16 protein-coding genes are annotated in these 17,236 nt (G+C 56.2%); all 16 read right to left on the bottom strand.

Annotated elements, in window-relative coordinates; translation table 11 throughout:
* Positions 1–26: 26 nt before the first annotated feature.
* The 16 genes from rpsQ to rpoB all read right to left on the bottom strand — a co-directional run bounded on the left by rpsQ (position 27) and on the right by rpoB (position 16,983).
* Complete coding sequence (rpsQ, locus tag R3C19_16755; protein MEZ6061992.1) at positions 27–299, bottom strand: 30S ribosomal protein S17; 273 nt, start codon at positions 297–299, stop codon at positions 27–29.
* A gap of 41 nt (positions 300–340) precedes the next feature.
* Positions 341–526: a 50S ribosomal protein L29 gene (rpmC, locus tag R3C19_16750; protein MEZ6061991.1), complete on the bottom strand. Its 186-nt coding sequence runs from the start codon at positions 524–526 to the stop codon at positions 341–343.
* Between the two features lie 54 nt (positions 527–580).
* Complete coding sequence (gene rplP, locus R3C19_16745; protein MEZ6061990.1) at positions 581–1,003, bottom strand: 50S ribosomal protein L16; 423 nt, start codon at positions 1,001–1,003, stop codon at positions 581–583.
* A complete protein-coding gene (gene rpsC, locus R3C19_16740; protein ID MEZ6061989.1) occupies positions 942–1,643 on the bottom strand; it encodes a 30S ribosomal protein S3 in 702 nt (233 codons plus the stop codon). The genes rplP and rpsC overlap by 62 nt, the downstream gene beginning before the upstream one ends.
* A gap of 46 nt (positions 1,644–1,689) precedes the next feature.
* A complete protein-coding gene (gene rplV, locus R3C19_16735; protein MEZ6061988.1) occupies positions 1,690–2,034 on the bottom strand; it encodes a 50S ribosomal protein L22 in 345 nt (114 codons plus the stop codon).
* A gap of 2 nt (positions 2,035–2,036) precedes the next feature.
* On the bottom strand, positions 2,037–2,306 hold the full coding sequence (gene rpsS / locus R3C19_16730) for a 30S ribosomal protein S19 (GenBank protein ID MEZ6061987.1): 270 nt from the start codon (positions 2,304–2,306) through the stop codon (positions 2,037–2,039).
* Positions 2,307–2,330: 24 nt separating this feature from the next.
* Positions 2,331–3,188, bottom strand: coding sequence for a 50S ribosomal protein L2 (gene rplB, locus R3C19_16725; GenBank protein ID MEZ6061986.1), 858 nt, complete (start codon positions 3,186–3,188; stop codon positions 2,331–2,333).
* Between the two features lie 60 nt (positions 3,189–3,248).
* Positions 3,249–3,557, bottom strand: coding sequence for a 50S ribosomal protein L23 (gene rplW, locus R3C19_16720; protein ID MEZ6061985.1), 309 nt, complete (start codon positions 3,555–3,557; stop codon positions 3,249–3,251).
* Between the two features lie 19 nt (positions 3,558–3,576).
* A complete protein-coding gene (gene rplD / locus R3C19_16715) occupies positions 3,577–4,215 on the bottom strand; it encodes a 50S ribosomal protein L4 (protein MEZ6061984.1) in 639 nt (212 codons plus the stop codon).
* A 15-nt stretch (positions 4,216–4,230) separates the two neighbouring features.
* Positions 4,231–4,632, bottom strand: coding sequence for a 50S ribosomal protein L3 (rplC, locus tag R3C19_16710; protein ID MEZ6061983.1), 402 nt, complete (start codon positions 4,630–4,632; stop codon positions 4,231–4,233).
* Between the two features lie 404 nt (positions 4,633–5,036).
* Positions 5,037–5,366, bottom strand: a complete 330-nt coding sequence (gene rpsJ, locus R3C19_16705) for a 30S ribosomal protein S10 (GenBank protein MEZ6061982.1) — start codon at positions 5,364–5,366, stop codon at positions 5,037–5,039.
* A 171-nt stretch (positions 5,367–5,537) separates the two neighbouring features.
* A complete protein-coding gene (gene fusA, locus R3C19_16700; GenBank protein ID MEZ6061981.1) occupies positions 5,538–7,610 on the bottom strand; it encodes an elongation factor G in 2,073 nt (690 codons plus the stop codon).
* A 122-nt stretch (positions 7,611–7,732) separates the two neighbouring features.
* Positions 7,733–8,206: a 30S ribosomal protein S7 gene (gene rpsG, locus R3C19_16695; GenBank protein MEZ6061980.1), complete on the bottom strand. Its 474-nt coding sequence runs from the start codon at positions 8,204–8,206 to the stop codon at positions 7,733–7,735.
* 40 nt (positions 8,207–8,246) lie between these two features.
* Positions 8,247–8,618: a 30S ribosomal protein S12 gene (gene rpsL / locus R3C19_16690; protein MEZ6061979.1), complete on the bottom strand. Its 372-nt coding sequence runs from the start codon at positions 8,616–8,618 to the stop codon at positions 8,247–8,249.
* 181 nt (positions 8,619–8,799) lie between these two features.
* Positions 8,800–13,119, bottom strand: a complete 4,320-nt coding sequence (gene rpoC, locus R3C19_16685; protein ID MEZ6061978.1) for a DNA-directed RNA polymerase subunit beta' — start codon at positions 13,117–13,119, stop codon at positions 8,800–8,802.
* Between the two features lie 141 nt (positions 13,120–13,260).
* Complete coding sequence (rpoB, locus tag R3C19_16680) at positions 13,261–16,983, bottom strand: DNA-directed RNA polymerase subunit beta (protein MEZ6061977.1); 3,723 nt, start codon at positions 16,981–16,983, stop codon at positions 13,261–13,263.
* Between the last annotated feature and the right edge of the window lie 253 nt (positions 16,984–17,236).

Genomic DNA, 17,236 nt, shown 5'->3' with positions numbered 1-17,236 from the left:
AGCAGGCTGCATCAACGACCCATCACCTATACGTCGTCGCTTGTGGACGCGGTGTTCTCAACTGCAACTTCATCCGCGCGTCTGACAATCCTGGTCAAATTCCATCGTTTCGTTCTGGATTTCGGCGCGGACTCCTCAATTTCAACCAAGTCACCGGATGACGCCAGTTCCGCGTCATCATGCACGTGGCAAATCGTACGTCCGCGAACGATCTTTCCATACTTTCGATGGCGGAAACGACGCTCGATTTCCACACGCAACGTCTTCTTCTGTTTTGTGCTGGCCACGGTACCGACCATGATCTTCTTCATACAAAAGCACCTTCCCGACAAGATCAAAACTATTGGGCGACTGTCGCCGCATCAAGTTCGCGCTCACGCTGAATCGTCTTGATGCGCGCGACAACCCGCCGAAGCTTCCTGACATTACTCGGAGTGTCATTTCGCTCTGTGGCCGATTGAAATCGGATCCGAAACAGTGACTGCTGCGTCTCCCTTAGTTCGTGAGACAGCTGTTCGTCAGACATTTCCCGCAAAGTCGCCGCTTTTGACATGACAGGGTTCTTTTCGTTTCGCCTTAGCTATTCAATGTCAGGTCGACGACCGACGAGCCTGACTCTTACGGGAAGTTTATGTGCTACTCGATTGAAGCAATCTCGCGCCGACTCACGTGATACACCCTTAAGTTCAAACAGAACAGTTCCAGGTTTCACGACCGCGACCCATCGATCCGGTTCGCCCTTCCCTTTGCCCATTCGTGTTTCAAGCGGACGTGCAGTCACCGGTTTTTGTGGAAAGATGCGAATATAAACTTTTCCAATACCCCGAACATATTGCGTCGCCGCGATGCGGCACGCCTCAATCGTCTGGGCGGTGACATGGCCGGGATCCAGAGACTGCAGTCCCCAGTCGCCGTGAACCACGGTATTGCCCCGCAACGCGTTACCTCTTATACGTCCTCTTTGGCTTTTTCGATGCTTGACCCGCTTTGGCATGAGCGCCATCTGCAGTCTCCTCGTCCGTATAGTCGCCTAAATCAATCCAAACCTTAACACCTATGATTCCCTGAGCAGTCTTGGCTGCGGAGAATCCGTAATCAATGTGTCGCCGCAGCGTCGAAAGGGGAATCGAACCCCGACTGGCTTTTTCCTTGCGGGACATTTCAGCTCCGCCCAGTCGCCCGGACATCTCAATCTTGACGCCGAACACACCGGAACTCATGACTTCATCGAGCGTCTTCTTGATCGCACGCCGAAAGCTGCCTCGCTTTGAGAGCTGCTGCGAAATCTTGTCAGCCACCAGCTTCGCGTCGCGATTGGGGTTCGAAATCTCTACGATCTTCAAATCCATGCGCCGACCGGTAAGGTCTTCCAGTTCGCCCTTCAGGCGATCAACTTCCTGCCCTTTCCTGCCAATAATGACACCTGGTCTGGCGGTAAACAGATGAACCACGACCTGATCGCGCGTTCTTTCGATCTCAACGCGGGCGATCTCAGCGAACTGATACTTCTCACTGACAAATCTGCGGATCTTGAAATCCTCTGCAAGCAGGTCACCGTATTCGCGTTTCGGCGCGTACCACCGGCTGCGCCAATTCTCCATAACGCCGATCCGGTATCCGGTTGGCCTGACTTTTTGTCCCATTGATGTGTCAACCTTCAAAGCAATGCCACAGGAGTCAGTGGCGACGCTATCCGAGTTCCGGTGCGTCCACTCCGACATGAATATGTGCAGTCCGGCGCCGAATCAGGAATGCCATTCCGCGCGCCCGCGGCTGGACTCGTTTAAACATCGGACCTCCGTCCACCCGACACTCAGCGATAAGTAGTCGGTCAGGATTTCTCACGCCGCGGTCCTCAGCATTGGCGATCGCGCTCTTCAGAACCAGCTCAAGGAAGCGAGCCCCCCGGTTTGGGACATACTGCAGAGCCTGCAGCCCCTCTTCGGCCGACATGCCGCGAATTAGGTCTGCGAACGGTCGAACTTTGGTTGGAGAGATCCGAGCATACCGGTGAGTGGCTCTGACAAGGCTCATGACTACTTCTTACCTTTCGCACCATGACCCCGAAATGTTCGAGTCGGAGCAAACTCGCCGAGCTTATGTCCCACCATATCCTCAGTGATGTAGACATTCATATGGATACGGCCATTGTGTACCAGAAATGTATGTCCGACAAACTCCGGAGAAATGGTGCAGCTCCTCGCCCAGGTCTTCAGCGGCTCCTTATCGCCAGAGGCATTCAGACGCTCAACTTTCCTGAGCAGCTTCTCATCGATATATGGCCCTTTTTTGAGCGAACGCCCCATAATTCAACCTTCAATCAACTTCAGTCAGATTTTGACTTCACCATAACGACGCGACCGGCGGCGACGGATGATAGCCCTTGATGATGCCTTTCGTCGCTTTCGGGTCTTACCACCCTTCGAGAGCTTTCCGGTTGGGCTGCACGGGTGTCGACCGCCCGAGTTGCGACCCTCGCCACCGCCCATCGGGTGCGCCACCGGGTTCATTGCTGTGCCTCGCACATGGGGGCGACGACCCATCCAGCGTTTACGTCCGGCTTTTCCCAGAACAATGCTGCTGTGTTCGGCATTCCCGACGACTCCGATTGTCGCACGGCAACTGCTTGGCAGTCTTCGCACTTCACCGCTGGGTAATGTGACCTGAGCCCATCGTCCTTCGCGGGCATTTAGTGTCGCACCGACTCCGGCGCTCCGGCAGATCTGGCCGCCGCGACCAGGCTGCATTTCAATATTGTGGATTTGAGTTCCGGGCGGAATTGCACTCAGAGCCATGCAGTTGCCGACGTTTGGCTCAGCAGACTCACCGCTTTCCACCACGGCTCCGGCCACAAGCTTGTCCGGGGCGAGGATATATGCCTTCTCTCCGTCGGCGTACTCCAACAGTGCGATCCGGCACGTTCTGTTTGGATCGTACTCGATGTGAGTGACAGTTGCCTTTATCCCGTCTTTCTGACGCCTGAAGTCAATGACCCGGTAGAGCCGTTTGTGTCCACCCCCGCGATGACGGACGGTGATCTTCCCCTGATTATTCCTACCGCCCTTCTTCTTCGCTCGCCTGGTGAGAGATTTCTCCGGTCGCTTCTTACGATCGGTCAGCTCTGAAAAATCGCTGACCGATGCCCCTCTGCGCCCCGGAGTAACCGGCTTATATTGACGAACACCCACCGCCAACTCCTCAAAACATTCCCAGCCACGAAACTGACAAAAGCCCCGACCGCCCCCGCTCTAGAAGAAGGAAATCCTGTCGTCTTCGTGGAGTTTGACAATTGCCTTTTTCCAGTTCTTTGTACGCCCGATGGCAACGCGATGCCTGCGCGTCTTGCCCTTGCGCGACTGCGTTCGTACGCCAACAACGCGAACGTCCCACAGTCCCTCAACAGCCCTTCGAATGTCCGATTTTGTTGCAAGCGGATGCACTTCGAAGCTGTATGCATTCAGCCTTTCTGAGGCATGCATTCCCTTTTCCGTCACCAGAGGTCGCCGAATTACCTGGTGCGACTCCATTTGAATACCCTTTTCGATTGTCTCCGTCATGACTCAGTCACCTTAAGGCTCAGGCAGACACTTGCGCCCTGCGACCCAGAAGCGAATCCATGGCAGATGCCGTAATCACCAGATGACGACACCGCAGCAAAGAATAGGCATTCAGGTCAGACGCAGGCATCACCTCCACACCGGCAATGTTACGTGCCGATTTCCAGACATTCGCATCAAGGCCATCCGTTGCAAGCAGAACCGTCCGCCCCGCTACGCCGAGTGCCGCGAGCGTGCCGCAGACGACGCGAGTCCGGGGCTCCGGACACGACCAGTTCGATAACACCACCGCTTCGCTGTCGTGAAACTTACTTAGCAGTGCCATGCGTGTCGCCGATTGGATTGCCTTTCTTGGCAGTCGGTAGCTGTAGTCGCGGGGTGTTTTCCCGAATGCGTGACCACCACCCCTGCGAATTGGTGTTCGAATATTTCCGGCCCTGGCGCGACCGGTTCCCTTCTGCCGGAACAGCTTCCGCGTGCTTCCCTTTACCATGCCGCGCGATTTCGTCTGAACGGTTCCAACGCGTCGGTTTGCTTCATACATGACGACAACATCATGAAGCAACTGCCGGTTGATCGATGACGCAAGGTCCGCCGGGTCGAACTCGTATACGCCCGATTCGGCACCGCTCATATCTCGAATGGGAACGGAAATCATTGCATGCACCCGCGACTAACGATTCCTGACTGAGCGGCGAAGAATAAGAAAACCGCCATTGGGACCGGGAACCGCGCCTTCAACAAGCACCATTCCGGCTTCGCCGTCAACGCGAAAAATCTTAAGGTTTCGCACCGTAACCCGAACGCCACCGTATCGCCCGGGCATACGAGTACCCCGAAGGACCCGTGACGGGTCAGCACTTTGGCCAATGGAGCCACCGTGCCGGTGAACTCGCTTGACACCATGGGTTGCACGCTGCCCTCCAAAGTTATGGCGCTTCATCACGCCTGCGTGACCCCTGCCCTTCGAGACCCCGATTACGTCAACAAACTTCAGTTCCGCGAACGAATCAGCACCAACCGTCTGGCCGATTTCAAATCCATGCGATGCGTCGTCACATCGGAATTCCCTCATCATTTCGACGGGCTCACAGCCGGCACGGCCCAAGCCCTCAGTGCCTGCCGCCTGCCTGAGTTTTTGGCGACGACCACCGACTTCTGCGACCTGACCGCGATCTGCGCGACTTGCCGATCGCCGTGACTTCTGACCAAAGCCCAGCTGAACGGCATCGTATCCGTCGCGGTCCTTCGTTCGAATGCGAGTAACAACGCAGGGCCCAGCCTGAATGACCGTTACCGGCACGATGGCGCCTTCGTCACTATAGACCTGGGTCATGCCTACTTTTTTGCCTAATAATCCGACGGGCATAGCTACGCCACCTGTGCGACAGTGCGCACACACCAAAGGAAGGCCAACTGCACGCAGAGTCGAGCAAGTCGGCTACAGCACGCAACCACAGGGCAACCGATCCACCCGTGTCAGGCGGTCGCAGTTGCCTTAATCTTGATATCAACACCGGCAGGCAGGGAAAGTTTGTTCAATGCATCAATCGTCTTGCCCGTCGGCTGACAGATATCAATCAGTCGCTTGTGAGTTCGAATTTCGAACTGTTCGCGAGACTTCTTGTCAATGTGGGGACTCCGCAGCACCGTATATCGCTCAATACGAGTCGGCAGCGGGATGGGGCCATGCACAATCGCCCCTGTTCGCTTCGCTGTGTCAACGATGTCGGCTGCAGACTGATCCAGAACGGAATGGTCATATGCTTCCATCCGAATCCGGATGCTTTCTTCACCAACCCGAGCCACCGCAAGTCACCTTGAGCAAAGAAGTTACGAAAATTCCAACACGCCCCGGAACGGGGAATCGCACATGTTAGAGTTGTGTCTGCATCCTGTCAATCATGGGCAATGCAGAATAAAACGGGAAATCCGGATTCCTGGCAGAAGTCAACCGTACCGCATTTCGCCCACGATGCCTCAGTTCATTGCGGTGGGCGGAGCTTCTGCATATCGGCAGGGTTCCATTGAATAAGAAGCTCGTCCCTGGGACAGACTTCTGATTTGCGTCGAGTATCCGAACATCTCGATCAGCGGTACTTCGACTTTCATCACACAGAGGTCGCCGCGTCGATCGGAATCCACGATCAGAGCGCGGCGCGAATTCAGGTCGGACTGAATGCTTCCGATAAACGTATCCGGTGTGACGACTTCAAGGGACATCACAGGTTCCATGACCGCCAGTTTTCCTTCGTGAAGGATCTTGTCAAATGCCTGGCGTGCAGCTGTGCGAATAGCCACCTCGGTGGATTCGCCTTCGCGAAAATCAGTCTGCGTGATTGTGATCCGCATGTCCATCAGCGGATTTCCCCAAACCCCACCTCCTCGAGCTTCTTCTTCCATGGCCTCCATCAGAATGCGGAGCGCCGCTCCCGGCATCGCATCCGGTTTCAGCGAGTGGGAGATGACGACCGGCTGCTCCTGTCCCGCCACCTCTTCGGCGGTGATTTCCAGGCCAAAGTACAAGCTGGCTGCCGGTGTCGTGGCCGCGAACTCCACTGCCGCTGCCAACTTGCCCTTTAATTTCTCCCGGTAACTGACCCGCGGCTTGTGAACTCGGATCTTGAGATTGAAATCACGTTCCATCCTGTGGCGAATGACTTCCAAGTGAAGTTCGCCCATGCCGCTGATGATTGTCTGGCCGGTTTCCTCGTCGACTCTTGCGGTGAATGTGGGGTCCTGTCGTTCAAGTCGCTGAAGGGTTTCGGCCAGTTTTTTCCGATCGGCGCTCGAATCAGGTTCGATCGCCATCGAGATCACCGTATCCGGAAACCGAATGTGTTCCAGTACGATCGGCTTCTGGGGATCGCAGAGCGTGTCTCCCGTCGCTGTGTCCTTCGGGCCAATGATACCGCAAATGTCCCCGGCCTCGACCTGCTCGACCTTCTCTCGCGAATCAGACTGAATGTGCCAGAGCTGTGTGATGAGTTCCTTTTTCTTTGTCCGCGGATTCAGGAGCCGGGAATTTCCCTTCAGGATGCCGGAATACACCCGCGCGAAATACAAGTCGCCATGGACGTCTGCCTGGATCTTGAAGACCAGGGCGCAGGTGGGTTCGTCGTTGGACGTCCGTCTGGAAATCGTCTCGTCGCCCGCCGCGGCAGCCGGGTTCAGGCCACTGACCGCTGGTCGATCCAGCGGGCTCGGCAGAAATGCCGAGACGGCGTCAAGAACCGGCTGTACGCCGATGTAATCAAGTGACGAACCACAAAGCACCGGCTGGAACTTTCCATCCAGTGTTCCTTTGCGAATGGCATTCAGGGCGGCGGTCTCCGGCACACTGTCGCCTTCCATATACGCCTGCATGACGTCATCGTCAATTAGAGACAGGGCGTCAAGCAATTCGTCGCGACGCAGCACCGCATCATCCGAGATTTCGGGTGGAACGTCCTCAACTCGAAACTGAGCTCCGCGAGACTCGACGTCCCAGTACATTGCCTTCATGGACAGCAGGTCGACGACGCCTCGAAAACCATTCTGATTCTCCGCCGGACCGTGACCAATGGGAATCTGAAGCGGCAGCGGGTCAGCATGTAACCGCTTCTTCATGGCTTGAAGCACTGCCTCAAAATCAGCACCAATTCTGTCCATCTTATTAATGAAACAGATTCGTGGCACACCGTAGCGGTCAGCCTGTCGCCAGACCGTTTCACTTTGCGCTTCCACGCCCTCGACGGCACTGAAGATTACGACGGCACCGTCCAGTACTCTCAGGCTGCGCTCTACTTCCGCCGTGAAGTCAACGTGACCCGGTGTGTCAATAATATTGATCACACAATCCTTCCATTCGCACGTGACCGCCGCCGAATAGATGGTGATACCGCGCTGGGCTTCCTCGGGATCGAAGTCCGTCTGCGTTGTGCCGTCATCGACGTTTCCCATGCGATACGAAGCGCCAGTGTAGTACAGAATGCGTTCCGTGGTTGTCGTTTTTCCGGCATCGATGTGTGCGATGATGCCAATGTTTCTGAGGGATTCAATTGGTCGTGACATGGGACTTGCTTTGGCAGTACCGCCGGGCAGGAAACCCGACAGAGCGCTGCGGCAAAAAAAAACGCCAAACAGTGTTCAATGAACGCTCTGTCTGGCGGATTGGGATTGAAGCCGGGCGGTGCTTACCAGGCGAAGTGCGAAAACGCCTTGTTTGCATCTGCCATCCGATGAACGTTTTCTCGCTTCGTCATTGCAATTCCTTCCCGGCGATAGGCGGCCAGCAGCTCTTCGGCAAGCGACCGATTAATCGGCCTTCCCTTGCGGCCCCGAACCGCCTCCAGAATCCACCGGATCGACAATGCCTGCTGTCGGCGAGGGTTTACCGGAGTGGGAACCTGATATGTCGCTCCCCCGACACGCTTTGAGCGCACTTCAATCGCCGGCTTGACGTTTTCCACCGCCGTCGTGAATACGTCCAGCGGGTCTTCGTCGGGAAGCTGCTTCTTGATTATGTCCAGCGCGCTGTATACGGCGCTGGTTGCGACACTTTTTTTGCCATCGTACATCAGGCAGTTGACAAACTTCGAAAGCAGCTTCGAACCATACCGAGTGTCCGGCTTGAGCTGTTCTCGACTTGCTGTGAACTTCTTGACCATCTTAAAACGGGAACTTCCACAAAACGTGATCGGGAAATGTCTATTTCGGGCGTTTTGAACCGTAGCGGCTGCGCGCCTGGCGGCGATCGCCGACGCCCAGCGTGTCCAGGACGCCGCGAACGACCTTGTATCTGACACCGGGAAGGTCACGCACACGACCACCCCGAACGAGCACGATCGAGTGCTCCTGAAGGTTGTGGCCTTCGCCGGGAATGTAGGCTGTTACTTCCTTTCCGTTCGACAGGCGCACACGTGCAACTTTTCGAAGTGCCGAATTCGGCTTCTTCGGAGTCACCGTCTTGACCTGCAGGCAGACGCCGCGTTTCTGCGGACAACCTTCCAGCAGTGGCGTCTTGCTCTTGGACCTTTGTTGCCGGCGAGGCTTTCGGACCAACTGATTAATTGTCGGCATGGAAATGAAACTCTGTCAAAACATGGCGCCGGATTGGCGACACCCGCCGTTGGCAAAATAAGACTCCGGGCGATACGAACAGAACTCGCGTGGCGGATCAGGGAATTGCCGGAACGCGGCACTCTAGTCGCGGCGGGGATCATCGTCAACCGAAGGCGATGTGTACTCTTCAATTCCAGTTCTAGTTGAGCGGCTCGTCGGGAGTGAGGTCAGCCAGCGAAGGGGCGCGAGGCCGGTCGTCGTTCTCTGCCCGGCGTGCGATCAGATCCGCTTCGGTGAGCATGTCATGACGAGCGGCAAGAATCCTGGCCTTCGCTTCCTCCTGTTCCCGGATCGCTTCGTCATGAATTCGCACGTGTGCTTCCTGGTGAAGGTGGAACCCGGTGCCCGCTGGAATCAGGTGTCCCAGAATGACGTTTTCCTTCAAGCCGACGAGGTTGTCCACTCGCCCCCCAAGTGCAGCCTCCGTCAATACCTTGGTCGTTTCCTGGAAGCTGGCGGCGGAGATGAAGCTTTCGCTCTGAACAGCCGCCTTTGTGATGCCAAGCAACTGTGGACTGGCCTTTGCAGGCCTTAACTTTGTGAACTTTGCAGGTTTGGATACTTCGGTATTCACTTCCTCGACTTCAGTGAGTCTGACCTTATCGTCGAGTTCATATTCGGTATCGCCGGGATCCGTGATGCGGCACTCCGAGTCAAGGGCGTCATTTACCTTCTTGAGTTCGAACTTGTCGATCAAGAGTCCGGGCAGCAGATCCGTATCGCCAACCTCGTCAATCTTTACCTTGCGCAGCATTTGGGAAACGACGATTTCGATGTGTTTGTCGTCGATTTCGACGCGCTGAGCGCGGTACACGTTTTGAATTTCATGCAGCAGATACTGCTGAACTTCTTCGGGACCGCTGACTCGCAGGATGTCGTGCGGAACAAGCGGACCCCGTACAAGTGCATCGCCCGCCACGACAACGTCACCCTGATGTACGAGCAACTGTTTTCCGTGCGGAATGACATGTTCGACTTCGGTGCCGTCCTTCCCTCGCACGACGACGATTCGTTTTCCGCGCTTCTTTTCGGCCAGCAGTTCGATTTCGCCGCTAATTTCGGCTACGACGGCCGGATCCTTGGGGCTGCGGGCTTCGAACAGCTCCGTAACACGCGGCAACCCGCCGGTAATATCCTGCGTTCCGGACGCTTCGCGGGGGGTCTTTGCGACGGACGTTCCAGCCGAAATCTGGTCCCCTTCAGAAACCTCCAGGCCGGCTCCTTCCGGCAGGTAATAGAAGTCGAGAATCTTTCCGGCTCCGTCCTCCACGATTACCTGAGGATGCAGGCCACCGCGGTGTTCGGTGACAGTCCGACGAATGTTGCCTGACGAGTCTTTTTCGGACCTGATGGTCTGACCCTCGACGCATTCGTCCAGACGCACGCGACCACCTACCTGAGAAATGATCGGAATCGAGTGAGGGTCCCAATTGCAGAGCACGGCGCCCTGCGCAACCTCCTGGTTCTCAGCGACCTGAAGTACCGCCCCGCTGGGAACCGTTTGTTTTTCGACTTCACGTCCCTTGTCGTCAACAATTGCGATTTCGCCGTTGCGTCCCAGCACCACGGGCTTACCGTCAGCGTTGGACACACTCCGGATTCTTGCAAAGCGAATTCGGCCGGCTCGCTTTGCGAGCAATTCACTTTGTTCCATATCCTTTTGGGCGACACCGCCAATGTGGAATGTCCGCATTGTCAACTGCGTACCTGGTTCGCCAATACTCTGGGCGGCAATAATCCCCACTGCCATTCCCTGCTCGACAAGGTCTCCGGTGGAGAGGTCCATTCCGTAGCACAACTGACAAATGCCCAGAGGCGCATCGCACGTCAGCGGGCTGCGCACCTGAATCCGCTCCAGTCCCATGTCTTCGATCTTGCGGGCCTTTTCGACGGTAATCAGCTCGTCTTCGCGAACGATAACCTCGTCCGTAATGGGGTTCACGATATTGGTTCGTGATACGCGGCCGCGAATGGCATCCGCCAGACCCACTTCGACTTTCTCGCCGCGATACACGACGCCGCGAGTGAGCCCTTTTGTCGTCCCGCAGTTGTGGCTTGTGACAACCATGTTCTGACAGATATCCGCAAGTTTTCTGGTGAGGTACCCGCTGTCCGCCGTTTTGAGCGCCGTATCAGCCAGCCCTTTGCGGGCACCGTGTGTGGAACTGAAGTATTCCAGCACCGAAAGCCCTTCTCGGAAGTTTGACTTGATGGGTGTTTCAATGATCTCGCCGCTGGGCTTCGCCATCAAGCCGCGCATGCCGGCCAACTGCTGAATCTGCCCGACACCGCCTCGAGCGCCCGAATGAGCCATCAGGTAGATCGGATTGACATACCGACCCTCGTCGCGCACGTCATGCTCAAGCTGCTCCATCATCCCCTTGACGATTTCCTCACGTGCGTGAGTCCAGATGTCAAGTACCGTGTTGTAACGTTCCTTTTCCGTGAGAACACCGCGTTCAAACAGCTTCATCTGCTTCAGCACCGCCTTTTCACCTTCGGCGATCACCTTCTCCTTGTTGGGAGCGGTTTTCAGGTCACTTGCTCCGAATGACAGTCCGCTTTCCGTCGATGCCCGAAAGCCGCAGTCCTTCATACGGTCCAGAAGCTCAATTGTCTCACGGCGACCCAACTCCAAATAGCAGTCGGAAATGACAGTTGCCAGATCCTTGCTCCTCATGGTCATATTGTAGAACGCCAGCCCGTGAGGAAGGATGTCGTTAAACATAACGCGGCCGGGAGATGTTTCGATCAGTCCGCCCTGCCGATAGGCTTTTGCGCCATCACCCTTCACCCGCTTGTCCTTGGGCATGCGCACACGAATTGTGGCGTGTCGGGATACCTTGCCCTGATTGAATGCCATAAACACTTCGTCGGCCGACGCGAATACCATGCCTTCGCCGCGATGCCCTTCGCGCTTGAGCGTCAGGTAATAGCATCCCATCACAATATCCTGTGAGGCACTAATGATCGGCGCACCATTGGCCGGGCTGAAAATATTGTGCGTCGACATCATCAGCGTCGTGGCCTCGACCTGCGCTTCAATTGACAGTGGCAGATGGACGGCCATCTGGTCGCCGTCAAAGTCCGCATTGAAGCCCTTGCAGACCAGCGGGTGCAGTTTGATCGCGTTGCCTTCCACGAGAATGGGTTCGAATGCCTGAATGCCGATGCGGTGCAGCGTCGGAGCGCGATTCAGCAGAACGGGATGGTTGCGGATGACCTCGTCAAGAATGTCCCAGACATCTTCGTCGCGGCGTTCCAGCATGCGCTTCGCACGCTTGATTGTATCCGCGTGTCCCAGTTCCTTCAGGCGGCGGATGACAAACGGCTGGAACAGCTCCAGCGCAATCTTCTTGGGAAGGCCGCACTGATGCAGCTTGAGTTCCGGGCCGACGACGATCACGCTGCGTGCGGAATAGTCGACTCGCTTGCCGAGCAGGTTCTCGCGGAAGCGACCCTGTTTCCCCTTGATCATGTCCATCAGCGATTTGAGCGGACGATTGGATGATCCGAGCACCGGCCGCTTGCAGCGATTGTTGTCAAACAAGGCATCGACCGACTGCTGCAGCATGCGCTTTTCATTGCGCACGATGACTTCCGGCGCGTTGAGGTCAACGAGCTTCTTCAGCCGGTTGTTCCGATTGATGATTCGGCGGTAGAGGTCGTTGAGGTCACTTGTCGCGAAGTTGCCGGAATCCAGCAGCACCAACGGTCGCAGGTCCGGTGGGATAACGGGAATTACGTCGAGTACCATCCATTCCGGACGATTCTCACTGTCGCGCAGGGATTCCGTGATTTTCAGCCGCTTGATCAGGTCCTTGGTTGTGGTTTGACTTCTGGTCTTTGCGAGAGCGGTCCGCAGATCTCCCGATTGATCCGTCAGCCGAATGGCAGTCAGCAGCTTCTTGATCGCCTCAGCCCCCATACCGATTTCGAAAGCATCGTCACCGTAGTCTCTGCGCGCAGTGCGGGCTTCTTCTTCCGTCAGCATCTGGCACATTGTCAGTGGTGTTTCGCCAGGGTCCGTGACGACGTAGTCCTGGAAATAGATGACCTTTTCCAGCGACGTCGTCTTCATGTTCAGCAGTGCGCCCAGACGACTGGGCATCGATTTGAAGAACCAGATATGGACGACAGGTGCTGCCAGTTCGATATGTCCCATGCGCTTGCGGCGCACCCGACTGTGTGTCACTTTGACGCCGCACCGGTCGCAGATCATGCCCTTATACTTCATGCCGCGGTATTTGCCGCAGGCGCATTCCCAGTCCTTTTCCGGTCCAAAGATACGCTCGCAGAACAATCCGTCGCGTTCCGGACGGTAGGTTCGGTAGTTGATTGTCTCCGGCTTTTTAACCTCACCGAAGGACCAACTGCGAATATCGTGAGGACTCGCAAGCCCGATCTTGACAGACGCAAAATCGTTTACGCGGTCGAAGGTTGTTTCGCTTACACTCACGATTGTAACTCCCAAACACTTGTCGCTTCATTCAGGAAACCGCAGCCTGCAGGGCTTTCCGCGGGGCCGTTATACCGGCAATATCAACGATCAACAGTAGAGCCCGGATGCAGAAAACTACTGCCGGTCCCGGATCCGATGCTAGTGCCCGGCCTTTTCGAGCTGCAGATTGAGGCACAATCCGCGAATCTCATTGTTCAGCACGTCAAAACTGGCAGGGGTGCCTGCTTCCAGAGTATTTTCACCCTTCACCATCGATTCGTAGATCTTCGTTCGCCCCTCAACATCGTCGCTCTTGACGGTCAGCAGTTCCTGCAGGATGAAGGCTGCTCCATATGCTTCCAGTGCCCAGACTTCCATTTCGCCGAATCGCTGGCCGCCAAATCGGGCCTTGCCGCCGAGCGGCTGCTGAGTGATTAGTGAGTACGGGCCGGTTGCCCGGGCGTGGACTTTATCATCCACCAGATGATGCAGTTTCAGCATATAGATCTGGCCGACCGTGGTTTTCTGCTCCATCGGCGCTCCGGTGCGCCCGTCATAGAGTGTCGCCTTGCCGTCCTCGGGCAGACCCGCCTCGCGAAGCGCATCTCGCACTTCCTCTTCTGACGCTCCGTCGAACACCGGGCAGATGGCACGGTATCCCATTTTGCCGGCGGCCCAGCCCAGATGGGTTTCCAGAATCTGACCGACGTTCATGCGGCTCGGAACGCCCAGAGGATTGAGGATAATGTCCACAGGTGTGCCGTCTTCCAGGAACGGCATGTCCTCGATCGGAAGAACCTTGGAAATCACCCCTTTGTTTCCGTGCCTTCCCGCCATCTTGTCGCCAACGGAAATCTGCCGCTTGGAAGCCACATAGACTTTCACCATCTGCAGCACACCGCTCGGAAGTTCATCACCTCGCTTCATGCTGTTCAGCCGATGCGCTTCTTCATCGATGACCGCTTCCACCGCCGGCCATTCGTCTTTCATCAGCTTTCGTGCCGCGGTTTTCTTCTGAGCCGTGCGGATGTCGAGTTCTTCGAAGTACCCTGGAAACCGGCGGGCAAATTCTGCAACGACCTTTGCGTCATCGAGTTTCACCGGATCACGTCCGTCCTCGTCCGTAATCGCCTGGCCGAGTTCGGACGACAGAGTTTTTGCGAAGCCCCTGAACACTTCGGCGATTCGTGCGTCGCCTTCCTTTTCGACTTTCTTCAGTTCATCTTCAAATCTCTTTCGTTCCACTTCAGAAAGGCTCATGCGGCGGGAAAAGCGTTCGGTATGAATCACGATTCCGCCGACGCCGCTGGGAACCTCCAGCGATTCGTTCTTCACGTCTTCGCCCGCCCGCCCGAAAATTGCGTGCAGCAGCTTTTCTTCGGGCGTCAGTTCTGACTTCGCCTTTGGCGAAACCTTGCCGACCAGAATGTCGCCGGGGTGGACTCGAGTTCCGACCTTGACGATTCCGTCTTCGTCGAGATGTCGCAGCGCCTTTTCGCTGACGTTGGGGATATCGCGCGTAAATTCTTCGCGACCGAGCTTGGTTTCACGGATCTCCACATCAAATTCATCCATGTGGATCGATGTATAAACGTCCTCCTTGACCAGCCGCTCGGAGAGGATGATTGCGTCTTCGAAGTTGAATCCTTCCCACGACATGAATGCGACCAGGACATTGCGTCCAAGTGCCAGGGAGCCATTTCGAGTTGCGGCGCTGTCGCACAGCAACTGTCCGGCCTTAACCTTGTCGCCCACAGCAACAATCGGCTTTTGATTCAGGCAGGTACGTTCATTCAGCCGCACAAACTTCCTGAGTGGATACTTGTGGCCCTCAACTTCGATGACGTTTGCGTCAACATAGGTCACCTTGCCGCTCTTTTCCGCGCGGACCAGCATGCCGGAGTGCTGGGCGACGTGGTCTTCCATGCCGGTTCCGACGACGGGACGCTCGGTGATAAGCAGCGGCACGGCCTGCCGCTGCATGTTGGATCCCATCAGTGCCCGGTTTGCATCATCGTGTTCAAGGAAGGGAATCAGCCCTGCGGAAACGCCGACCATCTGGCAGGGGGCAACGTCGATGTATTGAACGGACTCCTTGGGAATCCACACAACATCGCTCTTGAATCTTGCCAGCACCAGAGCTTCAGAGATGGCGCCTTTTTCGACCGGTGTATCGGCGGGGGCGACATGGCCGGATGACTCTTCATCCGCACGCAGCCAGACCACCTGGTCGGTGATCTTTCCGTGTTCAACGACACGGTAGGGCGAGATCAGGAAGCCGTAGTCATCAACCTTGGAGAAAATTCCCAGGCTGGAGATCAGTCCGATGTTGGTTCCTTCAGGCGTTTCGATCGGACAGATGCGACCATAGTGCGAAATGTGAACGTCACGAACTTCAAAGCCGGCTCGCTTTCGGTTCAGGCCACCGGGCCCCAGCGCGCTGAGCCGCCGTTCGTGAGTGAGCATTGAAAGGGGATTAGTCTGGTCAACGACCTGCGAGAGTTCGCTTCGGCCGTAAAAGAAATCGATCGCGGCGGATACACTTTTGGGGTTAATAAGCGTGCGCGGAGTCATCGCGTCGACTTCCTTCAGGCTCATTCGCTCCTGCACGGTACGCCGCAGCTTCAGAAACCCCTTTCGGATTTCGTCGCTTGCAAGTTCATCGATGGTCCGCAGGCGTCGGTTGCCCAGGTTGTCGATGTCATCAATGTGTGCCGTGTCATCCGCAGTCCGCAGACGGACGATGTACCGCATTGCGTTGATGAAGTCTTCAGGTCGCAGAGTCATTTCATCATCAGAAATCTCCTGCGCAAACTTGCGGTTGATGCGGAACCTGCCGACTCGACCAAGGCGGTACCGGTTCACGTCAAAGAACTTTTCCGCGAAAAGGTCTCGCGCCTTGTCGAAATTCGGAGGGTTCCCCGGTCGCAGCCGCTGATAAATTCTCAGCAGCGCTTCTTCGTGCGAAGCTGTCGCATCCTCCGCAAGCGTCTTCAGGATCAGGGGATCGTTCACTTCCTTAACAAGTTCGACCGACTTGAGTCCTGACGTCAGAAGAAGCTCCGCCAGATCCTGAGTCAACTGAGCTCCGGCGTCGCATAGGATTTCACCGCTGCGTTCATGGTCTTTGGGGAACACGATGTCGTCGACGGCATACCGGTCGACCAGCGATTCCGCATCAAGTTTCGCATTTATCCGGACCTGTTCGGTTTCATAGAACAGTCGCAGCAGTGATGCATCGGAGGAGTAATCCGGCGACATTGCTCGCAGCAGGGTCAAAGCTGAAAACTTGCCGCTCTGGTCTATCCTCACGCCGATTGCATCGCGTTTGCTGACCAACAGCTCGATCCAGCTTCCCCGCTCGGGAATGATTCGGCACGAGTGAGTTTTTCGATCGCTGCTGGCGGTTTCCTCCGCCATCACAAAGTCAACACCGGGTGAGCGGTGGAGCTGGCTGACAACGACACGTTCCGCGCCGTTAACGATGAATTCACCGCCGCCGATCATGATTGGAATATCGCCGAGGTAAACCTCTTCCTCGACCGGCTGTTCCTTAACAAGTCGCAGCCAGACTCGGAACGGCATGCCATAGGTCAGCCGCAACTGGCGACATTCCGCCGGGGTGTACCGCGGCTTTCCCAGTTCATACCGTACGTACTCCAGGCGAAATTGTCCGTCATAGCTTTCGATTGGAAAGACCTCGCGCAGAATTCCCTCCAGACCCTGATCCAGACGGTCGCGCGGCGAGCGGTCGATCTGCAGGAACCGGCTATACGAGGCCGTTTGGATGCGAGTCAGATCCGAAATCTCGAAGTCTGCCTGGATTTTTCCGAAATCGCGAACCGTGTTCTGGTCGATCGTGCGAACAGCGGGGACGGGCATCTGTGTTCTTGCCTTCCGTATCCAGAATGCAATTGCTTGGGGGGAGTCAACCGGCGCCGGAGTCAACTCTCGAAGAGGTTCCGGACTTCATTTCCTGAGCAACGCGATGTGAGGGCTTCTGCGGACGGGGGAGCGGCCACAACTTCCCAACTGCGGGTCACCCGGAAGACGCTCGCGACAGGCGCACAACGAAAAGGCACCTACCCGCGAGGATAGCTGCCTGAACGAAATACCTATCAGTGAGACCACATCC

The organism is Planctomycetaceae bacterium (assembly GCA_041398785.1).
In the GTDB taxonomy this organism is placed as follows: Bacteria; Planctomycetota; Planctomycetia; order Planctomycetales; family Planctomycetaceae; genus JAWKUA01.
Note: the sequence above shows the minus strand (reverse complement) of the source record. Positions and strands in the feature narration are given on the sequence as shown.

What these genes read in the sequence shown, in the direction of transcription:
- rpsQ (MEZ6061992.1), bottom strand. Translation starts at nt 299, where the DNA reads ATGGTCGGTACCGTGGCCAGCACAAAACAGAAGAAGACGTTGCGTGTG.
- rpmC (MEZ6061991.1), bottom strand. Translation starts at nt 526, where the DNA reads ATGTCTGACGAACAGCTGTCTCACGAACTAAGGGAGACGCAGCAGTCA.
- rplP (MEZ6061990.1), bottom strand. Translation starts at nt 1,003, where the DNA reads ATGGCGCTCATGCCAAAGCGGGTCAAGCATCGAAAAAGCCAAAGAGGA.
- rpsC (MEZ6061989.1), bottom strand. Translation starts at nt 1,643, where the DNA reads ATGGGACAAAAAGTCAGGCCAACCGGATACCGGATCGGCGTTATGGAG.
- rplV (MEZ6061988.1), bottom strand. Translation starts at nt 2,034, where the DNA reads ATGAGCCTTGTCAGAGCCACTCACCGGTATGCTCGGATCTCTCCAACC.
- rpsS (MEZ6061987.1), bottom strand. Translation starts at nt 2,306, where the DNA reads ATGGGGCGTTCGCTCAAAAAAGGGCCATATATCGATGAGAAGCTGCTC.
- rplW (MEZ6061985.1), bottom strand. Translation starts at nt 3,557, where the DNA reads ATGACGGAGACAATCGAAAAGGGTATTCAAATGGAGTCGCACCAGGTA.
- rplD (MEZ6061984.1), bottom strand. Translation starts at nt 4,215, where the DNA reads ATGATTTCCGTTCCCATTCGAGATATGAGCGGTGCCGAATCGGGCGTA.
- rplC (MEZ6061983.1), bottom strand. Translation starts at nt 4,632, where the DNA reads ATGAGGGAATTCCGATGTGACGACGCATCGCATGGATTTGAAATCGGC.
- fusA (MEZ6061981.1), bottom strand. Translation starts at nt 7,610, where the DNA reads ATGTCACGACCAATTGAATCCCTCAGAAACATTGGCATCATCGCACAC.
- rpsG (MEZ6061980.1), bottom strand. Translation starts at nt 8,206, where the DNA reads ATGGTCAAGAAGTTCACAGCAAGTCGAGAACAGCTCAAGCCGGACACT.
- rpsL (MEZ6061979.1), bottom strand. Translation starts at nt 8,618, where the DNA reads ATGCCGACAATTAATCAGTTGGTCCGAAAGCCTCGCCGGCAACAAAGG.
- rpoB (MEZ6061977.1), bottom strand. Translation starts at nt 16,983, where the DNA reads ATGCCCGTCCCCGCTGTTCGCACGATCGACCAGAACACGGTTCGCGAT.